The organism is Spirillospora sp. NPDC048911, from assembly GCF_043198015.1.
In the GTDB taxonomy this organism is placed as follows: Bacteria; Actinomycetota; Actinomycetes; order Streptosporangiales; family Streptosporangiaceae; genus Spirillospora.
This window is the reverse complement of sequence record NZ_JBICUD010000001.1, coordinates 1,356,197-1,374,368: the sequence shown is the minus strand read 5'-3', so window position 1 is coordinate 1,374,368 and position 18,172 is coordinate 1,356,197. Positions and strand designations below refer to the sequence as shown.

Annotated in this window: 16 protein-coding genes and 1 riboswitch; of the genes, 6 read left to right on the top strand and 10 right to left on the bottom strand. The window is 68.6% G+C overall.

Features of this window, described 5'->3' with window-relative positions; genetic code table 11:
- Nucleotides 1-14: 14 nt before the first annotated feature.
- Together radA and disA are read left to right on the top strand one after the other, a co-directional pair.
- A complete protein-coding gene (gene radA / locus ACGFNU_RS06285; RefSeq protein WP_392590668.1) occupies nt 15-1,490 on the top strand; it encodes a DNA repair protein RadA in 1,476 nt (491 codons plus the stop codon).
- A 177-nt stretch (nt 1,491-1,667) separates the two neighbouring features.
- Entirely contained in the window at nt 1,668-2,750 is a 1,083-nt protein-coding gene (disA, locus tag ACGFNU_RS06280; protein WP_392590666.1) for a DNA integrity scanning diadenylate cyclase DisA, read from the top strand.
- A gap of 288 nt (nt 2,751-3,038) precedes the next feature.
- Here the strand turns inward: disA and ACGFNU_RS06275 are convergent, their stop codons facing one another.
- Nucleotides 3,039-3,692 (bottom strand): hypothetical protein, encoded by a 654-nt coding sequence (locus ACGFNU_RS06275; RefSeq protein WP_392590665.1) that lies wholly within the window; start codon nt 3,690-3,692, stop codon nt 3,039-3,041.
- A 68-nt stretch (nt 3,693-3,760) separates the two neighbouring features.
- Between ACGFNU_RS06275 and ACGFNU_RS06270 the strand changes: the two genes are divergently transcribed.
- Nucleotides 3,761-4,654 (top strand): A/G-specific adenine glycosylase, encoded by an 894-nt coding sequence (locus ACGFNU_RS06270; protein ID WP_392590663.1) that lies wholly within the window; start codon nt 3,761-3,763, stop codon nt 4,652-4,654.
- Here ACGFNU_RS06270 and ACGFNU_RS06265 read toward each other — a convergent pair.
- Nucleotides 4,596-4,991: a hypothetical protein gene (locus ACGFNU_RS06265; RefSeq protein ID WP_392590662.1), complete on the bottom strand. Its 396-nt coding sequence runs from the start codon at nt 4,989-4,991 to the stop codon at nt 4,596-4,598. The two genes, ACGFNU_RS06270 and ACGFNU_RS06265, sit on opposite strands and share 59 nt — an antisense overlap.
- A 221-nt stretch (nt 4,992-5,212) precedes the next feature.
- Between ACGFNU_RS06265 and add the strand changes: the two genes are divergently transcribed.
- Nucleotides 5,213-6,205 carry an adenosine deaminase gene (gene add / locus ACGFNU_RS06260; protein WP_392590660.1) on the top strand — a complete coding sequence of 331 codons (993 nt, stop codon included), beginning with the start codon at nt 5,213-5,215 and terminating at the stop codon, nt 6,203-6,205.
- A gap of 115 nt (nt 6,206-6,320) precedes the next feature.
- On the opposite strand, the gene ACGFNU_RS06255 is transcribed toward add, so the two are convergent.
- The 7 genes from ACGFNU_RS06255 to ACGFNU_RS06225 form a co-directional block, all read right to left on the bottom strand.
- Nucleotides 6,321-6,803: a hypothetical protein gene (locus ACGFNU_RS06255; protein ID WP_392590659.1), complete on the bottom strand. Its 483-nt coding sequence runs from the start codon at nt 6,801-6,803 to the stop codon at nt 6,321-6,323.
- Between the two features lie 153 nt (nt 6,804-6,956).
- Nucleotides 6,957-7,745, bottom strand: coding sequence for an N-acetylmuramoyl-L-alanine amidase (locus ACGFNU_RS06250; protein ID WP_392590657.1), 789 nt, complete (start codon nt 7,743-7,745; stop codon nt 6,957-6,959).
- Between the two features lie 146 nt (nt 7,746-7,891).
- Entirely contained in the window at nt 7,892-10,405 is a 2,514-nt protein-coding gene (locus ACGFNU_RS06245; protein ID WP_392590655.1) for an ATP-dependent Clp protease ATP-binding subunit, read from the bottom strand.
- 359 nt (nt 10,406-10,764) lie between these two features.
- Nucleotides 10,765-11,085, bottom strand: a complete 321-nt coding sequence (locus ACGFNU_RS06240) for an Lsr2 family protein (protein WP_392590654.1) — start codon at nt 11,083-11,085, stop codon at nt 10,765-10,767.
- A gap of 622 nt (nt 11,086-11,707) precedes the next feature.
- On the bottom strand, nt 11,708-12,157 hold the full coding sequence (locus ACGFNU_RS06235) for an RDD family protein (RefSeq protein ID WP_392591023.1): 450 nt from the start codon (nt 12,155-12,157) through the stop codon (nt 11,708-11,710).
- 348 nt (nt 12,158-12,505) lie between these two features.
- Nucleotides 12,506-13,267 carry an RDD family protein gene (locus tag ACGFNU_RS06230; protein WP_392590653.1) on the bottom strand — a complete coding sequence of 254 codons (762 nt, stop codon included), beginning with the start codon at nt 13,265-13,267 and terminating at the stop codon, nt 12,506-12,508.
- 3 nt (nt 13,268-13,270) lie between these two features.
- Nucleotides 13,271-13,786, bottom strand: coding sequence for an amino-acid N-acetyltransferase (locus ACGFNU_RS06225; RefSeq protein ID WP_392590651.1), 516 nt, complete (start codon nt 13,784-13,786; stop codon nt 13,271-13,273).
- Nucleotides 13,787-14,018: 232 nt separating this feature from the next.
- Nucleotides 14,019-14,205, top strand: a riboswitch (cyclic di-AMP (ydaO/yuaA leader).
- Nucleotides 14,206-14,283: 78 nt separating this feature from the next.
- Here ACGFNU_RS06225 and ACGFNU_RS06220 point away from each other — a divergent pair.
- The gene (locus ACGFNU_RS06220) at nt 14,284-15,201 is read left to right on the top strand and encodes an NlpC/P60 family protein (RefSeq protein ID WP_392590649.1); all 918 of its coding nucleotides are present in this window, start codon (nt 14,284-14,286) and stop codon (nt 15,199-15,201) included.
- Nucleotides 15,202-16,231: 1,030 nt separating this feature from the next.
- On the opposite strand, the gene ACGFNU_RS06215 is transcribed toward ACGFNU_RS06220, so the two are convergent.
- Complete coding sequence (locus ACGFNU_RS06215; protein WP_151559203.1) at nt 16,232-16,462, bottom strand: LuxR family transcriptional regulator; 231 nt, start codon at nt 16,460-16,462, stop codon at nt 16,232-16,234.
- 534 nt (nt 16,463-16,996) lie between these two features.
- Here ACGFNU_RS06215 and ACGFNU_RS06210 point away from each other — a divergent pair.
- Entirely contained in the window at nt 16,997-17,995 is a 999-nt protein-coding gene (locus tag ACGFNU_RS06210; RefSeq protein ID WP_392590647.1) for a LacI family DNA-binding transcriptional regulator, read from the top strand.
- The last annotated feature ends 177 nt before the right edge of the window (nt 17,996-18,172 follow it).

The following is an 18,172-nucleotide window of genomic DNA, read 5'->3' as shown; positions in this document are numbered from 1 at the left end:
TACTGTTTCTCTCCATGGCGAAGGCGAAGACGGCTAAGGCCTCGTACCGGTGTTCTGAGTGCGGCTGGCAGACCTCCAAATGGGTCGGCCGCTGCGGCGAGTGCCAGGCGTGGGGCACGGTCACCGAGGCCGGTTCGGCGACCCCCACGCGGGTGGTCTCGGCGGGTCCGGTCAGCTCCCCGGCGAGGCCGATCGGCGAGGTCGACGTGCGTTCCGCGCAGTCCAGGCCGACCGGTCTGGACGAGCTCGACCGGGTGCTGGGCGGCGGCCTGGTACCCGGCGCCGTCGTGCTGCTGGCCGGCGAGCCGGGCATCGGCAAGTCGACGCTGCTGCTGGAGGTCGCGGCGCTGGCCTCGCAACCCTCCGTCGCTCCCATCCCGCTGCGGCGCGAGCCCGGAGCGCGCGCCAACGGGGCGGAGGCCGCCGGCCGTACCCCCGTCCTGTACGTGACGGGCGAGGAGTCGGCCGAACAGGTGCGGCTCCGGGCCGACCGGGTGGGCGCGGTCACCGACGACCTCTACCTCGCCGCCGAGACCGAGCTGTCGGCCGTGCTGGGGCACGTCGACGCGGTCGAGCCCAAGCTGATGGTGGTCGACTCGATCCAGACCATCGGCACCTCCGAGGTCGACGGCGCGCCCGGCGGCGTCACCCAGATCCGCGAGGTCACCGCCAACCTGATCCGGGTCGCCAAGGAACGCGGCATCACCGTGGTCCTCGTCGGCCACGTCACCAAGGAGGGCGCGATCGCCGGCCCGCGCCTCCTCGAACACCTCGTCGACGTGGTGCTCTACTTCGAGGGCGACCGCCACAGCCGGCTCCGCATGATCCGCGCCGTCAAGAACCGGTACGGCCCCACCGACGAGCTCGGCTGCTTCGACCTGTCCGAGGTGGGCATCGTCGGGCTGCCCGACCCGAGCGGGCTGTTCCTCACGCGCCGCGAGGAGCCGGTGCCGGGCACCTGCGTCACGGTCACGCTGGAGGGCCGCCGCCCGCTGGTCGCCGAGGTCCAGGCCCTGGTCGCCAAGTCGCAGCTGCCGGCGCCGCGCCGCGCCACGTCCGGGCTCGACACCTCGCGGGTCGCGATGGTGCTGGCGGTCCTCGCCCAGCGCTGCAAGATCCCCATGCACGAGCAGGACGTCTACGTCTCCACGGTCGGCGGCGTCCGGCTGAGCGAGACGTCGGTCGACCTGGCGCTGGCGCTCGCCGTCGCGGGCTCCACCGCCGACCAGGCGCTGTCCAGCACGCTGATCGGGCTGGGCGAGGTCGGCCTGGCCGGTGAGGTGCGCGTCGTCCCGGGCGTGCAGCGCCGCCTGGCCGAGGCGGCGCGTCTCGGATTCAAGCACGCGATCGTGCCGCGCGGCGCGCTCTCGCTGGGCGACGGCTCACCGCTGAAGAAGGCCGATCCGCAGCTCACCAGCCATGAGGGCATGCAGGTGATGGAGGTCGACGACCTCCGGCAGGCGCTGCGGGTGGCCTTCACGGCTCCCTGAACGAACCCCGGTGGCCCCATTCGGCCACGAAACCCCCCTGACAAGGGGCTTTACGGCCACATAACAAGAGTCACGCCAGAGTATTACGCCACAGGCAGCACGCTTGCTACCAGGGGAGGAACCGGCGCTCGGAGCTCCTCGGTAAACTGACGCCGTCCAGCGACCTCCGGGGGCCAGGTGCCAACATACGACAAGGGTCATGACGAACGACGCCGCGCGACACTCGCCGCGGTGGCCCCGGGCACGTCGATCCGCGACGGCCTGGAGCGCATCCTGCGGGGCCACACCGGCGCTCTGATCGTCCTCGGCCACGACCCGCTCGTCGAGGAGCTGTGCAGCGGCGGCTTCGAGCTCGACGTCGAGTTCTCCGCGACCCGCCTGCGCGAGCTGGCCAAGATGGACGGCGCGATCGTGCTCGACAGCACCCGCAACCGCATCGTCCGCGCCGCGGTGCATCTCGTGCCCGACTCCACCATCCCGACCGAAGAGTCGGGTACCCGGCACCGCACGGCCGAACGGGTCGCCCGCCAGACCCGGCATCCGGTGATCTCGGTCAGCCAGTCGATGCACATCATCGCGCTCTACCTCGACGGCATCCGCTACGTCCTCGAAGACTCCGCGGCGATCCTGTCCAAGGCCAACCAGGCCCTGGCCACCCTCGAGCGCTACAAGCTCCGCCTCGACGAGGTGTCGGGCACCCTCTCCGCGCTGGAGATCGAGGACCTGGTCACCGTCCGCGACGTCAGCGCGGTCGTGCAGCGCCTGGAGATGGTCCGCCGCATCGCCGACGAGATCGAGGGCTACGTCGTCGAGCTCGGCACCGACGGCCGGCTGCTCTCACTCCAGCTCGACGAGCTGGTGTCCGGCGTCGACGTCGACCGCGAGCTGATCGTCCGCGACTACCCGCCGCCGGACGCCCGCACCCGCACGGTCTCCGACACCCTGGGCGCGCTGGACGGGCTGTCGGCCAACGAGCTCCTCGACCTGTCCACGGTCGCCGAGGTGATGGGCTTCGCCGGGTCGGACGCCCTCGACCTGCCGGTGAGCCCCAAGGGCTACCGCCTGCTGGCCAAGGTGCCCCGCCTGCCCGGTCTGGTCGTCGAACGCCTCGTCGAGCACTTCGGCGGCCTGCAGAAGCTCCTGGCCGCGAGCATCGACGACCTCCAAGCCGTCGGCGGCGTCGGCGAGTCGCGAGCGCGCAGCGTCCGCGAGGGCCTGTCCCGCCTAGCCGAGTCATCCATCCTGGAACGCTACGTCTGAAGGATCCACCCACGCCGACCGCACCGCAGTGCACCACGCAGCGGCGCGGCGCACCACGTCGCGGTCGCATAGCGGCACCACGCGTCGCGTGTCGCATCGCGGCACCGCGTCGCAGCGCGCGGCGCGGCGTCGCAGCGCGCGGCGCGGCGTCGCAGCGCGCGGCGCGGCGTCGCAGCGCGCGGCGCGGCGTCGCAGCGCGCGGCGCGGCGTCGCGCCGGGCGGCACCCACGCCACGCCAGACGGCACCACGTCGGGCCGGGCGGCATTGCGGCGTGCGGGTGGATCGGGTCAGCGGAGGCGGAAGATCTGCTTTCTGACCTTGATCTTGTCGGCCTTGACGGCGGCGACATAGGTGCCGGGACGGGCGGGCTCTCGGTCGCCCCGGCACTGGCCGGAGGTGAGCTTGCGGTCCCAGGTCACGGTGCCCACGTACGGGATGCCGCGGCGCAGCATCTGGATCGACGAGCCCGTCCCCTGGTCGCAGCCGGACGCCGACCAGACGCGGGCCGCACCTGACGTGACGCGCACGTTCAGCGACCTGGAGCCCACGTCGAACGTGCAGGCGTACTCGCCCGTGTTGACGACCGTCAGCCGGAACTGCGGCATCTCGTCCTTGGCGAACGTCTCGCGCGTCGAGGTCATGTCGATGACGACGTTGTCCCGCTCGCAGGCGTCGCCGTCCTCCTTGGCGGGCGAGGGCGTGGCCTGTGCCGTCACGGTGACCGTGGGGGTCGCCACGGGAATGCTCGGCGACGCGCCGCTCACCGACGGGCTCGCGACGGCCGCGTTCTTCAGCGGCTGCTTCCGCTCGCCCCCGCCGCCGGCGCACGCCCAGACGAAGAAGCCCACGACGCCGACCATCCCGCCGAGCGCGATGACCCGCCGCCGCCAGTACTGGTCCAGCCCCAGACCCTCCGGATCACTCCCGGTGTCCGTACCCATACACGCAGTATGCTGAGTTCGATCTTCATTGGCGTGGCGACCCGCCGGGCCCTATAGGTTCACTCGTGATGGACACAGGTTTCCTTGCATCCGACGGCGGGTACGCCGGCCCGATCCTCGCCTGGTATGAGGCGAACGCCCGGGATCTGCCCTGGCGTGCCCCCGACGCCACCCCCTGGGGCGTCCTGGTCAGCGAGATCATGCTCCAGCAGACTCCGGTCAACCGCGTGCTGCCCGTCTGGCACGAGTGGATGGCCCGCTGGCCCACCCCGGCCTCCCTGGCCGCCGAACCCTCCGGCGAGGCGGTTCGGGCATGGGGCCGGCTCGGGTACCCGCGGCGCGCTCTGCGTCTGCACGGCAGCGCTCAGGCGATCGTGGAACGCCATGGCGGCGAGGTTCCGTCATCGCACGACGACCTGCTGGCCCTCCCGGGCATCGGGTCCTACACGGCCGCCGCCGTCGCCAGCTTCGCGTTCCGCCAACGCCATGCCGTCCTTGACACCAACGTCCGCCGCGTCTTCGCGCGCCTGCTTTCTGGCGACGAATACCCGCCCAAGTCGCAGACCAAGGCCGAGGTGGCCCAGGCCGAGGCGCTCCTCCCCGACGATCCGCCCACCGCGGCGCGCTGGGCGGTCGCCGTGATGGAGCTCGGCGCCCTTGTCTGCACGGCGCGCACGCCGCGTTGCGTCGACTGCCCCGTGCTGGACAAATGCACCTGGCATCTCAACGGGCGCCCTGCGTACGACGGCCCACCTCGCCGCGGGCAAACCTACGCGGGCACCGACCGTCAATGCCGGGGCCGCCTGCTCGCCGTCCTCCGCCAGGCCGAGGGCCCCGTGGAGAAGCCCGCGCTGGACATCGTCTGGTCCGACGACCTGCAGCGTGAACGGGCCCTCGACACGCTCATCGTGGATGGTCTGGTGGATCCTCTGGAGGACGGTCGCTACGCCCTTCCGAGCTGACGGCCTTGTCCTGCGCCCGGGGCCGAGGGCTGTCCTCGACGGAGAGGCAGATGCCGTAGACACGGTCGTGGTGCGTCCAGCCGTTGACGCGGCCGCGGTTGTTGCTGATCTGCACCCGTCCGCGGGCGGGGTCGAGTGCGGAGACCAGGTGCAGGTAGACCGTTCCGGCGACCTTGGCGAGAACGATGTCGCCGACTTCGAGCTTGGCGGGATCCACGGGGGCGACCGTGACGAGGTCACGGCTCCGGATCAGCGGCACCATCGAGGAACCCGTCGGGCGGAACCGCACGGTGGCGCCGCCGGCGACGCGCGCCGCGATCGCGTCCATCTTTCCCATCCTGGGCAGGATGCGGGCTTCGGATGTCCGCCGTCCAACGGTTTTCGCCGCGGGCCCGAGGCGCCCTGGCTGCGGAAAGGATGCCCTGGCCACAGGATGGACGCCCCGGGCGCGGGATCGGCGCCCCGGGCGCGGGATGGGCGCCCCGGGCGCGGGATGGGCGCCTTGTGCGCGGGATAATTGCCTGGCTCGGGACCCTTCCCAGGTCATACGGTGTGGCGGTGCGTGATCTTTCGCTGCTGCCCAAGGCCCACCTGCACGTTCACCTTGAGAGCACGGTCGGCTGGCCGACGCTCCGGGAGATCGGGAAGGCGAACGGGATCGAGATCCCCGAGCACCTTCGTGAGGGTTATGTCTTCGGCGGGTTCGCCGATTTCTTCGTCCAGAACGATCTGGTCCGGAACTGCCTGCTGACGGCGGACGATTTCCGGCGGGTCGCGTACGAGTACTGCCGCGACGAGGCCGCGCAGGGCACCCGCTATGCCGAGCTGTCGTTCACGGCGGCGGCCCACGGCGAGCGCCTCGGGGACATGGACATGCCTCTGGTGGCGGTGCTGGAAGGCCTCGCGGAGGGGCGCCGGGACTTCGGCATCGAGGTCCGCCTGCTGCTCGACCACTCCCGGCGGCGGTCGGTCGAGCGCGCGTGGCGGACGCTTGAGCTGGCCAAGAAGTACAAGGAGGTCGTGGCGGTCGGGCTTGCCGGGGACGAGGCGTTCCCGGGCGATCCGTTCGTCGAGGTCTTCGCGGCGGCCAGGGACACGGGCCTGCACGTCGTCCACCACGCGGGCGAGGCGGAGGGTGCCGCGAGCATCCGCCAGGCGATCACATCGGGACGGACGGAGCGGCTCGGGCACGGGGTGCGCGTGCTGGACGACCCGGACCTGGTCGCCGAGGTCCGCGACCGAGGGATCCCGCTGGAGGTCTGCCCGTCGTCGAACGTGGCGCTCGGCTTCGCGCCGTCGTTGGCGGAGCACCCGCTTCCCCGGCTGCTGGAGGCGGGGCTGAAGGTGACGATCAACACCGACATCCCCGTCATGATCGGCACCCCGTTGGCCGGCGAGTACGCCCGGATCCGCGACACGTTCGGCTATGACGACGAGATGCTGGCCGACCTCGCCCGCGCGGGCGTCGACGCCTCGTTCGCCCCGGCCGCGCTGAAGGCACGCCTGTACACCGAGATCGACGCCTGGCTCGCCGGTCCGCTCCAGGCATGACCACGCCTACGCCATGAGCATGACCACCTCCGCGCCCACGAGCATGTCCACATCATGACGACGGCCACACCGTGATCACATTTGCCGGGCGGAGCGGCTGCGGGGCGCCGCGCGGCTACCGATTGACTCGGTGGAGGACACCGGCGCGGATCTCGCGGAGGAACGGGTCGTCGTCGTCCTGCCAGGATCGGGCTGAACGGACGACGGGGTGGACGGGCAGGCCGAGTCGCGCGGCGGCCTCCTGTGCGGCGTCGAAGGCACGCGCGTGGGAGAGCTCTCCGATCACCAGGACCTCCACGTCCCCAGGCGGGTCACCCGCGACCCCCTCGTAACGTTCGGCCCAGGCGCCGAACAGCAGGACCTCCACGACTCCTGGCAGACGCGCGAACTCGTGGGCGACGACCGCCCTCGGCCCGAACGTGAGCATCAGCAGCTGCGCGAGCGGCTCGTACAGGGGCGTGTTCGTGTCGCGGCGAACCATGCGTCCGGCCATGGTGCGCCGCAGCCCGAGCAGCCCCGCACGGGCGAGCCCGTCGACTTCGCGCATGACCGAGCCCAGGTCGGTGCGGAGCATGACGGCGAGATCGAGCATGGTCATCTCCCGTTCCGGCCCGAGGAGTAGCCGCGCCAGCAGTTCCCCCTGTAACCGGGACCGGAAGATCGGTGGCTGTGGAGGGGCAGTCGTCTTCGTTGAGCCCAGTAAACTCGAACGCATATTCGAAATACTAGGCCGCGTGTACGACAGAACACCTCAGCGGCGCAGGTAGACCCCCATGCCGGCTGCCAGGCGCTGTGCAGCCTTCTGACGCCATGCGGCGCTCTTCAGCCTCGTCGCGTCGGTCCGGTTGCGCATGTTGCCGCATTCGATGAAGACCTTGGGCACCTTCGACATGTTGAGCCCGCCCAGGTCCGTCCGCACGTCGAGCCCGTCACCGCCGACGTAGTTCGCGTACGGCTGCAGCTGGTGGAACGCCGCGCGTACGTCGTAGCCGAGGCGCTTGGACGGCTTCACGATCGGCCCTGTGTAGCCCTTCACGTATCCAGGCAGGATGACGTGGAAGCCCCGCCGCGACGCAGGCGCTCCGTCGGCGTGGATGGAGATCGCCGCGTCGGCGTGCAGCCGGTTGGCGATCGCGGCCCGCTCGTTGATGCACGGGCCCACGCCCCGGTCGTTCGGCCGTGTCAGCCGTACCGTCGCTCCCTGCGCGCGCAGTAGCTTGGCGAGCCGCTGCGCCACGTCGAAGGTGTACGCGTGCTCGGCGTACCCGGAGCTGGTCGCCGTGCCCGTCGTGTCGCACGCCTTCTTCTTCGGCCCCGCCGGCACCTTCCGGTTGATCACCTTCGGGTACTTGTAGTTGAGCCCGTTGTGGCCCGGGTCGATCACGACCACCTTGCCCGCCAGCGGCTTGGGTTTCGCGGCGACCCGCGCCGCGGCCGGATGGGCGCCCGGCGACGCGCCGCCCGCGTTCAGCCCCACCAGGACCGCACCCGTGGTCGCGACCGCGACCATTCCCGCTCCCACGGCCCATCGAGTCATCATGATCAGGGACCGTATCGCCCTTCCCGCCCCCTCGCCCGCCCCTGACCGCAAAAGGTCTCAGACCGGCAGGAAGGCGCAGAGGCCGGCGGGACGCGGAAGGGCCCGTACCGAACGGATCGGTACGGGCCCTGCCTCAGGACTTCGGGTCAGTCCTTGTTGAAGTTGACCGCGCCCTCGATGGGGGGCGGGCTGTCCGGCACGCCGGTCGGCTTCGGCACGCCCTTGAACGTGAACTTGGCCTCCTCGCCGGAGCCCTCGGTGCCCACGATCACGATCTGGCCGGCCTTGAGCTCGTTGTAGAGGATCTTCTCGGACAGGTTGTCCTCGATCTCCCGCTGGATGGTCCGGCGCAGCGGCCGGGCGCCCAGGACGGGGTCGTAGCCCCGCTCGGCCAGCAGGTCCTTGGCCTCCTGCTTGAGCTCCAGGCCCATGTCCCGGTCCTTCAGCCGCTCGTCGACCTTGGCGATCATGAGATCCACGATCTCGATGATCTCCTTCGGCGTGAGCTGGTGGAAGACCACCGTGTCGTCGACACGGTTGAGGAACTCGGGCCGGAAGTGCTGCTTGAGCTCCTCGGAGACCTTGGCCTTCATGCGCTCGTACGAACCCTGGTCGTCGTTCGAGCGGGCGAAGCCCATCGAGACGCCCTTGGAGATGTCCTTGGAGCCGAGGTTCGTCGTCATGATGATGACGGTGTTCTTGAAGTCGACGACCCGGCCCTGGGCGTCGGTCAGGCGACCGTCCTCCAGGATCTGCAGCAGCGAGTTGAAGATGTCCGGGTGGGCCTTCTCGATCTCGTCGAACAGCACGACGGAGAAAGGCTTGCGGCGCACCTTCTCGGTGAGCTGGCCGCCCTCCTCGTAACCGACATATCCGGGCGGAGAGCCGAACAGACGCGAGACGGTGTGCTTCTCCATGAACTCGCTCATGTCGAGCTGGATGAGCGCGTCCTCGTCACCGAAGAGGAACTCGGCGAGCGTCTTGGAGAGCTCGGTCTTTCCGACGCCGGACGGGCCGGCGAAGATGAACGAGCCACCGGGACGCTTGGGGTCCTTCAGCCCGGCGCGGGTACGCCGAATGGACTGCGAGAGCGCCTTGATGGCGTCTTCCTGTCCGATGACCCGCTTGTGCAGCTCGTCCTCCATACGGAGCAGACGCGTGGTCTCCTCCTCGGTGAGCTTGAAGACCGGAATGCCGGTCGCGGTGGCGAGGACTTCGGCGATCAGTTCCTCGGTCACCTCGGCGACGACGTCCATGTCGCCGGCCTTCCATTCCTTCTCCCGCTGCGCCTTCTGCGCGAGAAGCTGCTTTTCGGAGTCGCGGAGCGCGGCGGCCTTCTCGAAGTCCTGCGCGTCGATCGCGGACTCCTTCTCGCGCCGCACGTCGGCGATCTTCTCGTCGTACTCGCGCAGGTCCGGCGGCGCGGTCATCCGGCGGATGCGCATCCGCGAACCGGCCTCGTCGATGAGGTCGATCGCCTTGTCCGGCAGGAACCGGTCACTGATGTAGCGGTCGGCGAGCTGCGCGGCCGCGACCAGGGCGCTGTCGGTGATCGAGACGCGGTGGTGCGCCTCGTACCGGTCGCGCAGGCCCTTGAGGATCTCGATGGTGTGGCTGAGCGACGGCTCGGCGACCTGGATCGGCTGGAAGCGGCGCTCGAGCGCGGCGTCCTTCTCCAGGTGCTTGCGGTACTCGTCCAGCGTGGTCGCGCCGATGGTCTGCAGCTCGCCGCGGGCCAGCATCGGCTTGAGGATGCTGGCGGCGTCGATCGCGCCCTCGGCGGCGCCCGCCCCGACGAGCGTGTGGAGCTCGTCGATGAACAGGATGATGTCGCCGCGGGTGCGGATCTCCTTGAGGACCTTCTTCAGGCGTTCCTCGAAGTCACCGCGGTAGCGGGAACCGGCGACCAGCGCGCCCAGGTCGAGCGTGTAGAGCTGCTTGTCCTTGAGCGTCTCGGGCACCTCGCCCTTGACGATCTTCTGCGCGAGCCCCTCGACGACGGCGGTCTTGCCGACGCCCGGCTCGCCGACCAGGACGGGGTTGTTCTTGGTGCGGCGGGACAGCACCTGCATGACCCGCTCGATCTCCTTGTCCCGGCCGATGACCGGGTCCAGCTTGCCCTCACGTGCGGCCTGGGTGAGGTTGCGGCCGAACTGGTCCAGCACAAGGGAGGTCGACGGCGCCGACTCGGTCGGCCCGCCGGAGGCGGCCGGTTCCTTGCCCTGGTAGCCGTGCAGCAACTGGATGACCTGCTGGCGAACCCGGTTGAGGTCGGCCCCGAGCTTGACCAGGACCTGGGCGGCGACGCCCTCGCCCTCACGGATCAACCCCAGCAGGATGTGCTCAGTGCCGATGTAGTTGTGGCCCAGCTGCAGCGCCTCGCGCAGTGACAGCTCAAGGACCTTCTTGGCACGCGGAGTGAACGGGATGTGGCCCGACGGCGCCTGCTGACCCTGGCCGATGATCTCTTCGACCTGCTGGCGCACCGCCTCGAGGCTGATTCCCAGGCTCTCCAAAGCCTTGGCAGCGACACCCTCACCCTCGTGGATCAGACCCAGGAGGATGTGCTCGGTGCCGATGTAGTTGTGGTTGAGCATCCTGGCTTCTTCTTGAGCCAGAACGACAACCCGCCGCGCGCGGTCGGTAAACCTCTCGAACATCTCGTCGCTCCTCACAGAGCGGTTGGGCAGAGTCCGGAACGTCCGGACCTGTCCTTCCGCATGCTAGCCCGCCCCGAGGAGGCCAACCCGGTGCACTCCCACCAGGAGACGTTCCCCAGCTAAGCGCTGTTCATCCTCATCCAACTACCTCACCGGTGCGTCATGTTCCCGCTACGCCGCAAGCGAACGGGGCTTTTCAGCAGGTCGTTCACGGCAACGGGGGTCGTTCGTGCCGCACAGGCGCGGATTTGCCGAATGAGGGCTGTCTACCTCATCGCGGACGGCGCAACCCACCGAACGCTACGCCACAAGCGAACGGCCCGCCCCGGGATCGGGGCGGGCCGCCGAAGCGAGGGTTTTCAGTGAGCCGCTTCGTACTGCTCGACCACGTTCTGCGGGATACGGCCACGCTCGTTGACCTTGATGCCGCGCTGCTTGGCCCAGGCGCGGATGTCGGCACTCCGTTCGCGACTGGACGCACCGCGAGGACGGCGACGACGGACGGTGCCGGCCTTACGCGACTTCTCCACGAACGGCTGCAGAGAATCCCGCAGCTTCTTTGCGTTGGCGCCACTGAGATCGATCTCGTAGGAGGCGCCGTCGAGCGAGAACGCCACGGTCTCGTCCGCCTCGCCACCGTCGAGGTCGTCGACGAGAAGCACCTGAACCTTCTGTGCCATGGGGACAGACCTTTCAGCTTGAGCAAAGTGCATTCGGTTGACAAAGATATACCGCGAAGTCGACCGATGACAATTCAACACTCGCGATGAAGTTTCCTTCCCTGCCGGTAACTCATCGTAATCATGGTCACCGAATCAGCCATCCGCCTGATAGGCAGTGGCTGACACCCGCGGCGCCGGACCGCCGACGCATGAATTGTCCGGGCACGGGTCGTCGGGATGATTTCGGCGTGACGGGGGTCACCGTCGGCACCCTGACCTGGGCCATCGATCTTGCATTCTCACACGACCGGCTTTCCCGCGAGGGCGCAACCGGGAGAGAAATACTCCCGGCGCCACCTTAACGGGCACGGCAACACCGATCCCGGGGCCATCGTTTAACCCCCACGTAACGGTACTAACCGGCCCCGTCCCGGACCGAATGAACCCCGCCGGCCGTCACGCACAGGTGATCAGGACCGGTCCACCACGATGTGGATAGATTCCGTTACTGGCGAGCTCGACGAAATCCGTTGCCATCCGCACAGGTGTGCGTGGCGGCCGCGCCACTGCGACATACCTATATCAGCGGAAAGTTCATCAATACCGTCACACCGTCACGGTGCCGCCATACCAGTCGACGTCAGCGACCGGACCGCGCGCCCTTCGCGCGCTTGACCACGAGCGTCCCGGCAAGACGGTCATGCAGCGCCTGGCGCTGTCCGCCCTCGTACATCGCCGCCGCGTTGACCACCCAGAAGAGCCCCGCGAGAACGCCAAGGATCGCCACCGGGCGCAACGCGATCGGGGCCGAGTACGCCACCGACCGCTGGAACGTTCGCCACACGCCCGGTTTGCCGGAATTCATTCGTACGACCTGGATGCCCGCGAAGCGCTTGCCGATCGTGCGTCCCCACGCGGCGAGCTGAAGCCACTCATAAAGAAAGAGGACGCCGGCGACGGCGGGCGGCAAGACGACCTCCGCCTCCTGCCCGGGCAAAGCCTCCCGAACGACCATCGCGACCGGCAGCCCCACCACGAGGGTGTCGACGATGCGAGCCAACAATCTCTGGCCCGGCTCGGCAAGCTCCAGCCCCGTGCCAGTAGGCGTTAGCCCCTTGCCAGTAGGCGTTCCAGAAGGAACGGACGCGGCCCGTTCGCGGGAAACCGCCGCGCCAATACCGGCCGCCGCGACCTTCGGAGGAACGCCCGAAAGGTCCCCGGCTCTGCCGGCCGGATATTGAACCGAACCGGGCCTGGGCGCGTATTCAGCTAGGAGGCGCCCTGAAACGACGCGTCCGGCCCTTGAAGGCCTTGGGGGCACAGCGTCCCGCGGCGTGCCCTCAGACGGCTCTGAGGGCGACGCTGTGGCGCCATCCGCCGTCTCCGGTGCCGCGGGATCCGGCGGAGAGGATTCGGACGTGGACACCGTTCTGCGCCGTCAGGCCTCGAACTCGGCGGTCTGGTCGTATTCCGCGTACTGGCCGCGCTCGTCGATGACGAGTGTGCCCGCCATGCGGTCATGCAGGGACTGGCGCAACGGCTGGTCCCAGATCGCCCACAGGTAGGCCATCAGGGTGCCGGCCCAGACGAGCAGCATGCCGTAGGCGAAGTAGTCCCAGATCATGACCGCGAGCGCCAGAAAGACGAAGACGCCGATCTGGTACGCGACGTTGTTGATGGCCGCTCGCCAAACCGCTTGGTATGTCGTAAGCGCCTCGCCCGCGGGCCGTACCTGGACCACTCCCAGCCCGAGAACGCGCTTGCCGAGGGTCCGCCCCGACATCACCAGCTGGACCGCCTCGTAAATGAAGGGCAGCACCGACAGGACCGTGAAAAGCGTGAAGAAGATCGGCCAGTTCCAGATGCCGCCCTCGGTGTTGGCCTTGTCGCCGGGCGTATCGAGGCCGATCACGCCCAGCGTGATCGGCAGCACGAGGGCGAAGCCGAAGACCGCCACCAGGACGTAGTCGATGAGGCGCGCGCCGGCGCGGCGCATGATCGGCGCCAGCGGCAGTTCGGCGGCCTCCGCCGTGTCGTCGTAGTACGGCTGCTGGGAGCCGCCCGCCGGCTGCCACTGCTGCTGGGACGGGGGCTGACCACCCTGCCAGTGCTGCTGGGACGGGGCCTGGCCGCCCTGCCAGTGCTGTCCAGCGCCCGACTGCGGGTACGGCGGCCGCCCGCGATGGGGGGATTCACTCATCGGTCAGTCCTCCAGGCGAAGCAACATCCGGGTATTTCCCAACGTATTCGGCTTGACCCGGTCAAGGTCCAGGAACTCGGCCACGCCATCGTCGTACGAACGGAGGAGTTCCTCGTACACCTCGGGAGAGACCGGGGTGCCCAGGATCGGCTGGAACCCGTGGCGCGCGAAGAAGTCCACCTCGAAGGTAAGACAGAACACCCTCTCCACGCCCAGTTCCCGCGCGGTCTCCAGAAGCTTGCTGACGATGCGGTGCCCGATGCCCCGCCCGCCGTGTCCCTTCTCCACCGCGACCGAACGCACTTCAGCCAGGTCTTCCCACATCACGTGCAGCGCACCGCATCCCACGATGCGCGGCTCCCCCTGGCGGTCCTCCGCGACCCAGAACTCCTGCACGTCCTCATACAGGGTGACCGTGGTCTTCCTCAGCAGACGCCGCCCCGACCCAGAGAACATGTCGACCAGCCGACGGATCTCCTGCACATCGGCGGTTCGGGCTCGCCGGATCACTACTTCCACAAACAGGCGACATTATCGAACGCGCGGCCTTTACATGTAGTGGATTCCTCCTAACTCTGGGTAGCGAACGTGGGTGACTAGATAAAAGAGACCACACCCCTGCCTCGAAGGTGACGTAGAGCACACTGGCACGGGTGATGACGGAAGGTGCGCTCGCGATTTCGCATGTTTCGGTTGGCATCGAAGGCCGACTCCGTTAGTCTCCTGCGCTGACATCGGCCACCGCGTCTCGGTGGCCGAACCGCCGAGTCCATGGGCCGCAAACCAGCGTTCCGAGGAGCCGGGGACCCACTTTCGGTGGGTTCGGGGGTTCACCCCCGAACCGGCACCGACTGGGGTGAATCCGCACCCGCACCGCGGAAGGGCTGCTCCGGCCCGAACCCGTCAGCTAACTCGGTAGGCGGACGAGGAGAGGAGAATTAGTGGAGCCATTGCGCCCTGCATCCTTTTCGCGCATCGCCCGCCTTTCGCGGAGCGCTCGATTCCGTGTCGGGGCGGTGACCCTAGCCGGTGCGCTCGTCGCCGTTCCCGCGGTCCCGGCGCACGCCGACCCGGAGCCGTCCACCAAGGAGCTCAGGAGCCAGGCGCACAAACTCGCCGACCAGCTCGAACAGCTGACCGAGCAGTACAACGGCCTCAAGGTGAAACTCCAGCAGTCCCAGCGCGCCGCGAAGGTCGCCACCGACAACGCCAAGCGCCAGGAGAAGTCACTCGAGGGCGTCCGCGAGAAGGTCGGCAGCCTGGCCGCCACCAGCTACATGCAGGGCGGCGCCGACCCCACGGTCTCCTTCGTCGCCTCCCAGGATCCCCAGCGCCTGCTGGACCAGGCCGCGACGCTCCACTACTTCGCCACCCAGGACGGGACGCGCGTCCAGGGCCTGATGCAGGCCATGCAGGCCGCACAGCGCGCCCGCAAGGCCGCCGAACAACGCGCCAAGCAGGTCTCCCAACTCCGCTCCCAACTCGAAAGCCAGCGCAAGAAGGTCACCTCTCTCTACGAGAAGGTCCGCGGCCGCCTGGTCAAGAAGGACCCCTCCGAGCTCTCGAAGCTCCCCGTCGTAGGCACCGGCAAGGCCGCCCAGGCCCTCCGCTACGCCATGAGCAAGATCGGCCGCCCCTACGTCTGGGGCGCCGCCGGCCCCACCACCTTCGACTGCTCCGGCCTCACCATGTGGGCGTACAAGCAGGTGGGCATCAGCCTCCCCCACTACACCGGCAGCCAGTGGAACGCGGGCACGCACATCTCCCGCAACGACCTCCAGCCAGGCGACCTGGTCTTCTTCTACGGCGACCTGCACCACATGGGCATGTACGTAGGCGACGGCAAGATGCTCCATGCCCCCCAGACCGGCGACGTGGTCAAAATCGCCCCCCTGGCAGGCCGCCCCTTCGCCGGCGCAGTCCGAGTAGCCTGACCCACCCCAAGCGACGCCCCCGCAAGCGTTCCTCCACGGAAGCATTGCGCTGAGGCGCAACGCTGTTCCACGGCATGAGCATGCGGCGCCACGCTGAAACAGCGCCACACACGAGCGTCAATCCACCGCGCGAGCGTTGCCTACTCGCGCGATGGTTGCTCCACGTGAGCATTGTGCGGCGCGAGCGCTGCCTCACCCGCAATCATTGCCTGACGCAAGTGGCGCCCTGCAGCACAAGCGATGGCCCACGCACGCAGCGCCCTGCGCAAGTGTTGCGCTGTCGCGCAAGCGGCGCCGTGCCACGCGAGCGTTGTCCCGTGCAGCATTGCCTGCGGCACAGGCATTGGCTTACGGAGCCCAGCGCGAGCGGTGCGCCCACGGCTGAGTGTCAATCTTTGGTTGGCATGCATGTATGGCGGACGTGAAGGCGCTGGCGACCTTGGTGTGGCGTCAATGTGAGGTGGCTTCCAGAACTTGCGTCAATTGACGCATGCGGGCGCGGTGGACGTGGCGGCATCATTGACGCGCGGCTTGCGCCGCGTCGTGGGCGTTGCCGACAAGGGGTTCTTGCGAACATCGGCGGCGATGCGCACATGGCGGTCTCACGAACGTGGGGCGGCAGTGAACGTCCGGCCGAGATGCATGCGGAGTCGGCCGACGTTGGTGCGGGTCGACCGCAGATGCACGGACGTGACGTGCCCAGCAACTGAATACGAGCTGTAGGGATAGGCGCGTGGCAGGCGACGGGCAGGCTTAAGGAAGGCGCCACGCCTCGTGTGCGCTCGACGACGGGCGTGCTGGCGCTGCTGCATGTGCCTTGACTTGCGTGGGCAACGTTAAGGGCGCGTCCGCGCCTAGGCGCGGACGAGAAGAGCGTGGGTGAGCGGGGCCGGAGCGCGGCGTCCCCCCGTGGCCGCCGCTGTCAGTCGAACCTCGTCCGCGGCGACGCCGCCTGCAGGGACCTACCTGTCAGAGCGCCAGCGTCGCCGCTGCGGGGACGGACGGAGTTCTTCTCTCGCTTCCGGACTGCTCAGATGAGTTGCCTTCGGGCCGCCCACACCACGGCCTCGATAGGGGTGTTGACTTCGAGCCGATCACAGATCGTGCGCAGACGCCGCCTCAACGTCCGTGCGCTCAGCTCGAGCTTGCGTGCCGCCACATCGGCTGTGACACCGCTGGCGATCTGCGCGAGCAGCTTGATCTCCTCCTCGTTAAGTCGCAGATCGTCGGTGCCACGACGTGCGAGTGTGGCCTGTTCCACTCCGTCCTCCCTCGTCCGTGGTGATGACCGCGGGGATGCAGCCGTCCGCTGCACAGGCACGGGTAGGCCTCGATCTGTACGCGTTGGGTTGCCGGGTCCGGAGCAACCGGACTTAGATCATCTGTTTCCTCTTCTGTGTCGCATGCTTGGCCGGAGGTGGCCGATGGGTCGATTGCGGGGCCCCGTGCGGGAACTCCGGGTGACGATTCACTCGTTGGCCAACCGAACGCGGACGTACTCGCACCCACGAGGACGTGGGCGGGGAACGTCTCGTACGGGGACGGGTCATGATTGCCAGCCACGTCAGCCCCATCCCTTTCTCGTCCGGTTCTCCGACCCGTTCGCCAACGATGATCGTGAATCGTTTCAAGCTACGCTTCGGCTCGGAACGCTAGGCGGCCGGATCCGGCCCGTCAAGCGCCGATTGGGCACTTTGTGTGCTTGTATGGCCACCATCCGTGATGGATCTCACGGGGGCTCGCGGGGGAAGCTCGATAACCTGCGAAAACAGATCCGGGGTCGACGAGGAGTGAGTTGCCGCCCACCAGTATTCGGGAAGTCGCGAGGCGTGCCGGCGTCTCAGTTGGGACCGTTTCGAATGTCCTAAACCGGCCAGACCTCGTGGCCGAAGCCACCCGTGACCGCGTTCGTGCGGCGATCGAGGAACTCGGATTCGTCCGCAATGAGTCCGCCCGGCGGCTCCGTCAGGCCGACACCCCGCGCGCCCGCGCGTTCGGGATCGTCGTGGAGGACCTCACCAACCCGTACGCCACCGATGTCGCCCGCGGCGCGGAGATGGCGCTCAACGAGGCGGGCCATGACGCGCTGTGGTTGACGAGCGACCATTCGGCGGCGAAGGAGCGCCGCATCCTGGAGTTGCTGGAGGAGCAGCGGGCGGCCGGAGTGCTGATCATCCCGGTCGGTCTCGGGCCGGCGGGAATCGACCGGCTGCGCGCCTCGGGCATGACCGTGGTGCTGCTCGATCATTCGTCCCCCGAGGTGTGCTTCGCCCAGGTGGACCATGTCGCGGGCGGGGACATCGCCGCCGGGCATCTGCTCTCCCTCGGGCGCGAGCGGCTGGCGTTCGTGACCGGCCTGCCCGAGCCGCTGCCCTGTGTCGAACGCCGCAACGGCGCGGCTCGCACGCTGGCGAAGGCCGGTGGTGGCGAGCTGGTCACGCTGATCCAGGAGGCGCTGACGCCGACTGAGGGCCGCGCGGCGGCGCAGCGGCTGATGGACCTGCCGGTCATGCCGAACGGGGTCTTCTGCGCCAACGATCTGCTGGCCATCGGCCTGATCAACGAGCTGCTGCGGCTCGGGGTGCGGGTCCCTGAGGACGTCGCCGTGGTCGGTTACGACGACATCGAGCTCGCCACCAGCGCCGCCGTTCCGCTGACCACCATCCGCCAGCCGCGCCAGGAGCTCGGCTTCGAGGCCGCGGAGCTGGCGCTCGCCGAGGCCGCGGAAGGGAAACGTCACCGGCACCGCCAGGTCATTCTCACTCCCGAGCTGGTCATCCGCGAATCCGCGTGAAGTCCGTCCTCGGGTCCGATCCGTTCGACCCGTTCGATCCGACGTTCCGGGCCGACCCGAACGCTCCCGTCCGGCCGACGTGGTTTCGAACGTGACGTCACGCTGGCCACGACAAGCTCGACTATCGGAACAACCTGGTCTTGCGGGGCCTGGACACCCTGCCGGTGAGGGTGCCCA